Raw genomic sequence first — 7,135 nt, 5'->3', positions numbered from 1 at the left:
GGCATTTTGAGATTGAGGAGGTTATTATGATTGAATTTAAGAAATATCTGCCGATCGGTTCGGTTGTGTTATTAAAGAACGCAAATAAAAGGTTGATGATATATGGAAGACTGCAGAAGGCAGAGGATTCAGATAGCGTAAGGGATTATATAGGATGCCTGTATCCAGAGGGAAATATATCTACAAAACAGACGTATATGTTTGACCATGACCAGATAGAACGGGTATATTTTGTTGGATTTCAGGACCCGGAAGAGTTTGAATTTGTTGACAAATACCTGAATGAGGGAAATAATGGAAAATAGAGGAGTGCTTTTGTATGTAGACCTTGGCAGGCTTGAAGATGAACCATACAGGCTGTCAAAGATATATGATACACTTGGACAGTATATTGATGATATCAGACGACAGAGAGACATAATATACATAAGCAAGATGGCGGAATCTCTGGATATATCATCCCTGGACAGATATCGTGCTCAACTGGTAGACGAATATGATCGGCTTGGAACTCTGAAGAAGATTCTGGATGAGGCATACGATCTATATAAAGAATGTAATGAAAAATTCGAGGCATCTGGACAGACTCTGTGCAACCTATATGCTGAAACTCCATGGTATGAGACCAGTGAGGGAAAGCTGGCTATAGGTATAGGTGTGCTTGTGGTTACTGCTGCAGTGGCGATAGTCTGCCCTGCTGTACTGGGAGCTACGGCAGCTGCAGTGACACAGTCTGTAGCGACATCGGCCCTCGTGGGATCAGCAATATCTGGTATAATGAATGGCGCTGCATCAGTGAAAGCAGGAAAGTCGTTTTTTGATGGATTTGCAAGTGGCGTTGAAGAGGGCGCAATAATAGGTGCTCTTTGTGGAATGTTTGGCGCAGGAACAGCAGTCATGATGACTGGTGCAGAGATGACGGTCGGTAATGTTTTTGCTGCCAGAGTAATAAATGCTGTTGGGGATGCAACAATAGGTACAGCTACATACATATATCATGAAAACAAATATGATAAAGCAATAACAGGCGGAGATGTAGCCAAGACCTGGGCAGAGTGTGCAATAACATCATTTGTTTTGCGGTCAGTTTTTGAGGGTGGAAAGTCATCGTCAAAAGCAGATGGAAAGAATAGGGGTATGTCTACTAGCAAAGGACGGGTGGAGTCTGAAAGAAGTATTACTTGTGAGGGTGGAAGTAAGACAATTAATCCTAAAGAAATAAGATATAGTCAATCGTCTGTAAATGGTTCAAGTGAGATTATAGATAGCATGAAGAAGAATGGGTGGAAGGGTGACCCGATTGATGTGGTAGAAATGCCTGATGGAATATATACAACAATAGATAATACACGTGTTGTATCTGCAAGAGAAGCTGGTATTAATGTTAAAGCTAATGTGCATGGATATAATGATATTTTACCTGAGGAATATATCGAGAGATTTACAACTAAGAAAGGTGTTCCTGTTACATGGGGCGATGCAATTAGTCTAAGAGTTGGAAAACAAAAGGCATCTTTTAGAAATAGTAATCCATTTGGAGCGTTTGATATGGATACAATAAAGTAGGAGGCAAACATGGAAATATATGATGTAAGTAAAGTATATCAAGAATTTAATTATCCCAAAGAGTTTTTAAAAATTGTTGAACTAAATCTGGTGGACTTTGATTTTTGGTACTTAATGAGCAAAGAACAGGTTGAAAAAAGAATTAAAGGATTAAAGGAACGTTATCCAGATAGAGAACTTGTTCCTTTTGCTAGAAGAGATGATAGTGATGATATAGCTTGTTTTGATATTAAAAAAAATAGTAAAGTCCAAATTATTCATGATTTTGCAAGTGCTGGATATGAACAGAGAAAAGAGTATAATACTTTCTGGGAATGGTTTAAGGAAGCAATACAGGAAATGATAGATGAGGAAGAAGCAGATGATTAATTATGAAGAATTAAGCAAAGAAGTATCGTATGCACTTCGTCATGCACCTTGGGAATATGAGTTGGAGATGGATGAAGAAGGTTGGGTGTCAGTAGAACAATTAGTGGATGCTCTGAATAAGGATATGAAATGGATAGGTACATCAGAAGACGATTTATTAGTTATGATAGATAAATCAGAGAAGAAGAGACATGAAATAAGCGGTGGAAAAATCAGAGCATTTTATGGTCATTCAATTCCGATGCACATAAAGAAAGAAAAAATGATACCTCCAGATATTTTATATCATGGTACGGCTAGAAGATTTTTATCAAGTATAAAAATTAATGGCCTATTACCTCAAGGAAGACAATATGTTCATTTGTCACAAGATATTAGTACAGCACAGAGTGTTGGATTAAGACGTGATAATAAACCATGTGTTTTGCAAATTGATGCAAAAAGAGCTTGGGAAGATGGAATACTTTTTTATTTTGGAAATGAAAAGGTATGGTTAGCTGATGTAATACCAAGTAAATATATAACAGAAATATAGTTGATAGAAGCCAGTAGATTTAAGGGTGGAAGTACAACAATAGATGATGTTACAGAAATGGATTGGTATAATTATTATAGGGATACATATGGGAAAGAAAATGTGTGTTGGGAAAGTTGTAATCCATCAGAAGTAGCGTCCGCTTGGCAAGGTAGTTATCCCTATACTGGTGTGGATGCCTATACGAATATAACATTACATGATGGTGATATAATCTATATGGGCGAACCATTCCCAACGGGGTATTCTATAACATCAGAAGTAGCGCAGACTATAGGCAATGATGCTCAAAAGGTCTTTGGAGGATTGCAAGTAAAACCATATTATGAAAAAGGAATGGCTTATGCAGAATACAGAAGTAAGTTAACTCCTTACAAAGTTCATGGAGAACTAAATGTGGCAGATGGAGTCGCTTTGAATAATCCGCAATTTGGTCAAGGAGGATTAGCGCAAAGATTTGACCCTAATTTTGATTTTAATTGTGCTAATGGAGTACTGGAAAAGTATATATATCCAAGGAGCCAATGGAATTAAATAAAGAAAAGTTCTGGACTACTATTTTTTGTGATAATAAGATAATATCAAAAGTTGAATTAAGTAATGCTGAAGAGAAGTACAAAATGAATTATCAAACAATGAATGATGATATTCTGAAAGAATTAAGAAAACATAATAATGATTTTTTGAAAAATGAATTAGGAATTCCAAGTAATGAAGGTATTACAGGAATAGAATATGATTATGCATGGGGAAAAATATTTTCATATTATGATAATAAATCATCGGAGACAGGCATTGTGATTGTTTATATTTAATTATGGTTATACTTTAAGACTTCCTTAGAAGTAAAATCTGATATGTAATGACCTCTGGTCAAGTACAAGTTAACAGAAATCACCACAAAACTTTATTTAGTTGTCTGAAGGCACCCGGAAAGAGCCTCGGAGTATCAGTTCCCGGCATTGGCCACTCTGATATACGTGGATTGGTTACCGACAGGTCAATGGTCCGCCGTGAGCTCTACCGTCTAATTGCGTGGATCACAGATTTCTCTGTGCCAACATAGATTTATCGCAGATAGCTCGAACCTTGAAATGGCCGAAGCCCTTTCAGGATGTCTTCAGTTGTTACTTTAGTTACTGGCCAGATGTATGTGGCGCAAGCCATCTTACATCTGCTTGATTACCTGCTATAACAGCGGGATGATGATGTCAAGGCTGCGAAGCACCGCTGGCAGCGGCCTGGTCTTGATATCGGCAGCACGATGTTATACCTGTATCAGGTGATATGATCAGTCATCATGCCCCACATGAAACAGGCAAGCTCACGCGCAATCGCTGTTTTAGCTACATTGTGTTTCTTACTTTTTCCAAGAACCATTTTGTAGTATCGGCGTCTTAAGCGTTCATTGGCTTTATCTGCATAAGCAATAACCTGTGGTGAATTACCGGCTTGACGTGATTTCAGTTCCTTTGATTTGAATCCTATCTGACCACGGGCATAGCACTGGGAAGCTTCTGTAAGGAGCATACGCACATGACGATTTCCGGCTTTGGTAATGCCAAGCCTTGTCTGTTCATCACCGCTGGAATCCTCACCCGGTACAAGTCCCAGGTAGGAAGCAAATTTCTGTGCAGAAGCAAAACGCTGAAAATCGCCAACCTCAATCAGAACAGATAATGCGGTGTGAGTCTTGATACCGATGAAACAACAGAGTTTCTTAACCGATTCTCTGTATTCATCCTTGGAGGCAAGCTCCTCAATGCGTTTATCCAACCGTTCAAGCTTATCGCTAAGGGTAGTATAGGTCAGCAGATATTCGTCGAGGATTTCCTTATAAAGTGCCTCAGGCTTTAATGACTTAAGCCATTTGATGTGCGCTGCTGTCCAATGACTGTTTCCATCATAGCGATAGTTGTGGCGAAGACAAAATGCAAGAATCTGCTGCTTGACCTTTTTCAGTGCCAGTTTATGATCATCCCTCATACGGAGGAATTCTTTTGTTTCCTCGTCCGTTGCTGTAGGGATATGAACAGGACTGTAATTATGCTGTGCCAGACATTTGGCAATGATTTCAGCATCACGCCGATCAGTCTTAATTCTTCTTCTGCTGCACTGCTCAAGCATCGTTGTTGGCGCAAGTATCACACAGTTAACATGATGCTCTATTAATTGATGATATAAAGTATAACCGAGGCAACCCGCCTCATAACCGCATATAAAGTTAGCATCGTTTCCGTAGACGGTACGAAGAAACTCCAGATATTTCAGAACATTTTTGTAATCAGCTTCTGTTCTCTGGAAGTGGGAACCTTTCTCTGCATCGATTGTGTACGCACAAAATGTAAAACTTTCTTTGTGTACATCCATTCCTACGTAAACTGTGTTATAATTCATTTGATGACCTCCCTTTGTATGCGGTAATCCCTGTTACCATTGACTTTGACAATCTTTAGTATACAGGTAAATCCACGAACCTACAATGTGGAGGTCATTACATATTGTCTAATAAATCCAACTACCTCCATAACCATTGCCGAAGGCAAAACTTTTCGGTGACCGATTATTATGAATCGAGTCAGAATTCCGTAGAGGAATTCATAGGTTAAAGCGAAATTTGCCCCTAGGTATACGAAAGAACAAAACTTCATATTAAGTTCCAATTGACCGATATAAACGCACTTTTCATAACAAAAAAATTTGTTGTGAAAGGTGCGTGTTTTTTATGAAAATAAAGAAAGTTAACTCAGATGCCATTAAACTATACGAGACCAATATGGTAAAATTGAAAACTGCTGGAAATACCCGAGAAGTCCAGTTTATGGCTGGAAATAATAATCAATAATGCTTTTGACATAAATAAACAAATTTTGTCAAAATGTGGCTGTTAGTTACAAAAATATAAACAAATAAATTTAGAAAAACAAAACCATTGTTGACAAAACGATTTAAAAGATGTAATACTAAAAATGCAAAATAATTGAATGGAGAAAGATTATGTCGGATAAGATAAATGTCGATACAAGGAAGCTGCACACAGATCTTGTGATTATACAGGACTGTCTGGATCAAAGCACAATTGACAGACGAAACATCCAGAATGATTATCAAGATCTTATTAAAGAATGGAAAGGCCCTGCAGCAGACTCATTTAATACAAAATTTGAGAACAGCGATAGTAAAGTAAAATCCATGTATGAGGATCTTCAAAAGAAAGTGGACTCATTGCTTGATGTATGCAATACGTTTGAGACTTGTGAAAAAAATGTAATTGCTCTGATTGGCTAGGGTGCTTAATAACGGAGGGAAAGTATGTATGTTGAGACGGTGAAAGTACCGATAAATAAACTGGAAACATTTCATGATACCTTGATCAAGGGGGCAACAGATCTGGGAAATCAGTATGATACGATCATATCAACCTGTGGCAAGATACAGGAATATTGGGAGAGTGAAGGCTGGGCAGATATTTATTCTGATCTTGTATCGAAGATGGATACTATGCAGGCATTTATGGAGGATATGTATTCGTATGGTGATACATTGGGTGAGGTTATAGGAAACTACATCACTGCTGAAGTTGTGAATGGTGATATGACCTCATCGTTACCAGATAACATAATTCGCTGAAGGGATGTAAGCACATGGAAAAAAAGATTAGTGATTTGGACTATTCAGAAATAGCAGCGGCTATAAATGGCTACTTGAATTCAGAAGCAAGTATAAAGCAGTATGTTTTATCTGATTTGGGAAGTGAAGTCGAGACTATAAGAAAAAACTGGAAAGGGGATGCAAGTGACAAATATATTGGAAAACTCGANAGCACTTGAAAATTTAGGCGTGGGTATGAGCCGGGAGGCTTCAAATATATACCAAAATCAATAATAGAAGGAAGGATCAAGTATGGGAGCATTTTCAGTAACATCGTCAGAGATGACGAAAAGAACAACAGAGCTTCGCTCGAAAAATCAGTCTCTTAAGAAGCAGATAACCAAGCTCAGAGACAGTAAGGAGGCTCTGAACAGTACATGGGATGGTAGCGCGAAAAAAGCTTTCAGCTCTGCAGTTGAGAGTGATGTTTCACAGATGACAAATTTTAGTAATCTGATAGAACAGTATTGTTCAGCGCTGGACAATATAATAGCTAATTATGAAACTACAGAAGCCACAAATGCAAATACAGTGGCTCAGAGAAAGTATTAAAGGGAGGAAAATACAGATATGTCAGATATGAATTTGAAAGTCACCCCGGCGGAACTGGAGGCTAAGGCTGCTGATTTTAAATCAGTTATGACTCAGACGAAATCGTTGACAGATGATATGATGAATGATGTCACTGGACTTTCATCATCATGGACAGGAGATGCGTCTGCATCGTATATAAACAAATTTAGAAAACTGCAGACGGATATGGATACCATGGGCCGAATGATTAATGAACATGTAAATAATCTTACAGAACTTGCTAAAGAATATACGACAACAGAGAAAAAGAATGCAGCGGCAACGGAATCGCTTGCAGCAAATATTATTTCGTAGGAAAGAAGTGCCATCTCTGATAGCTATCAGAGATGGCATTTTGAGATTGAGGAGGTTATTATGATTGAATTTAAGAAATATCTGCCGATCGGTTCGGTTGTGTTATTAAAGAACGCAAATAAAAGG

11 protein-coding genes are annotated in these 7,135 nt (G+C 38.1%); 10 read left to right on the top strand and 1 reads right to left on the bottom strand.

The annotated features are described in order from the left end of the window. Positions 1 to 26 precede the first annotated feature (26 nt). The 6 genes from OCV54_RS14535 to OCV54_RS14510 are packed head-to-tail and all read left to right on the top strand — an operon-like array spanning position 27 to position 3,285. Positions 27 to 305, top strand: a complete 279-nt coding sequence (locus tag OCV54_RS14535) for a DUF4176 domain-containing protein (protein ID WP_022216712.1) — start codon at positions 27 to 29, stop codon at positions 303 to 305. Further along, positions 295 to 1,566 (top strand): hypothetical protein, encoded by a 1,272-nt coding sequence (locus OCV54_RS14530; protein WP_207642758.1) that lies wholly within the window; start codon positions 295 to 297, stop codon positions 1,564 to 1,566. Before OCV54_RS14535 ends, OCV54_RS14530 begins: the two co-directional genes overlap by 11 nt. Positions 1,567 to 1,575: 9 nt before the next feature. Further along, a complete protein-coding gene (locus OCV54_RS14525) occupies positions 1,576 to 1,935 on the top strand; it encodes an SMI1/KNR4 family protein (protein WP_015533470.1) in 360 nt (119 codons plus the stop codon). Beyond that, a complete protein-coding gene (locus OCV54_RS14520) occupies positions 1,928 to 2,470 on the top strand; it encodes an RNA 2'-phosphotransferase (RefSeq protein WP_015533469.1) in 543 nt (180 codons plus the stop codon). The genes OCV54_RS14525 and OCV54_RS14520 overlap by 8 nt, the downstream gene beginning before the upstream one ends. Then, entirely contained in the window at positions 2,471 to 3,004 is a 534-nt protein-coding gene (locus OCV54_RS14515; protein ID WP_055148072.1) for a hypothetical protein, read from the top strand. It begins immediately after the preceding gene. After that, positions 2,995 to 3,285 (top strand): hypothetical protein, encoded by a 291-nt coding sequence (locus OCV54_RS14510; RefSeq protein ID WP_055148070.1) that lies wholly within the window; start codon positions 2,995 to 2,997, stop codon positions 3,283 to 3,285. Before OCV54_RS14515 ends, OCV54_RS14510 begins: the two co-directional genes overlap by 10 nt. Before the next feature lie 463 nt (positions 3,286 to 3,748). Here the strand turns inward: OCV54_RS14510 and OCV54_RS14505 are convergent, their stop codons facing one another. After that, positions 3,749 to 4,867, bottom strand: a complete 1,119-nt coding sequence (locus tag OCV54_RS14505; RefSeq protein ID WP_055145656.1) for an IS110 family RNA-guided transposase — start codon at positions 4,865 to 4,867, stop codon at positions 3,749 to 3,751. Positions 4,868 to 5,467: 600 nt separating this feature from the next. Here OCV54_RS14505 and OCV54_RS14500 point away from each other — a divergent pair. From OCV54_RS14500 to OCV54_RS14485, 4 genes are all read left to right on the top strand, one after another. Next, positions 5,468 to 5,758 carry a WXG100 family type VII secretion target gene (locus OCV54_RS14500; protein ID WP_022216716.1) on the top strand — a complete coding sequence of 97 codons (291 nt, stop codon included), beginning with the start codon at positions 5,468 to 5,470 and terminating at the stop codon, positions 5,756 to 5,758. Positions 5,759 to 5,782: 24 nt separating this feature from the next. After that, positions 5,783 to 6,100 carry a hypothetical protein gene (locus OCV54_RS14495; RefSeq protein ID WP_015533473.1) on the top strand — a complete coding sequence of 106 codons (318 nt, stop codon included), beginning with the start codon at positions 5,783 to 5,785 and terminating at the stop codon, positions 6,098 to 6,100. Positions 6,101 to 6,373: 273 nt separating this feature from the next. Beyond that, a complete protein-coding gene (locus OCV54_RS14490; protein ID WP_015533472.1) occupies positions 6,374 to 6,673 on the top strand; it encodes a WXG100 family type VII secretion target in 300 nt (99 codons plus the stop codon). An 18-nt stretch (positions 6,674 to 6,691) separates the two neighbouring features. Continuing rightward, positions 6,692 to 7,009, top strand: a complete 318-nt coding sequence (locus OCV54_RS14485; protein WP_015533471.1) for a WXG100 family type VII secretion target — start codon at positions 6,692 to 6,694, stop codon at positions 7,007 to 7,009. The last annotated feature ends 126 nt before the right edge of the window (positions 7,010 to 7,135 follow it).

Source organism: Coprococcus aceti (genome assembly GCF_025567285.1).
Taxonomy (GTDB): Bacteria; Bacillota; Clostridia; order Lachnospirales; family Lachnospiraceae; genus Coprococcus; species Coprococcus aceti.
Note: the sequence above shows the minus strand (reverse complement) of the source record. Positions and strands in the feature narration are given on the sequence as shown.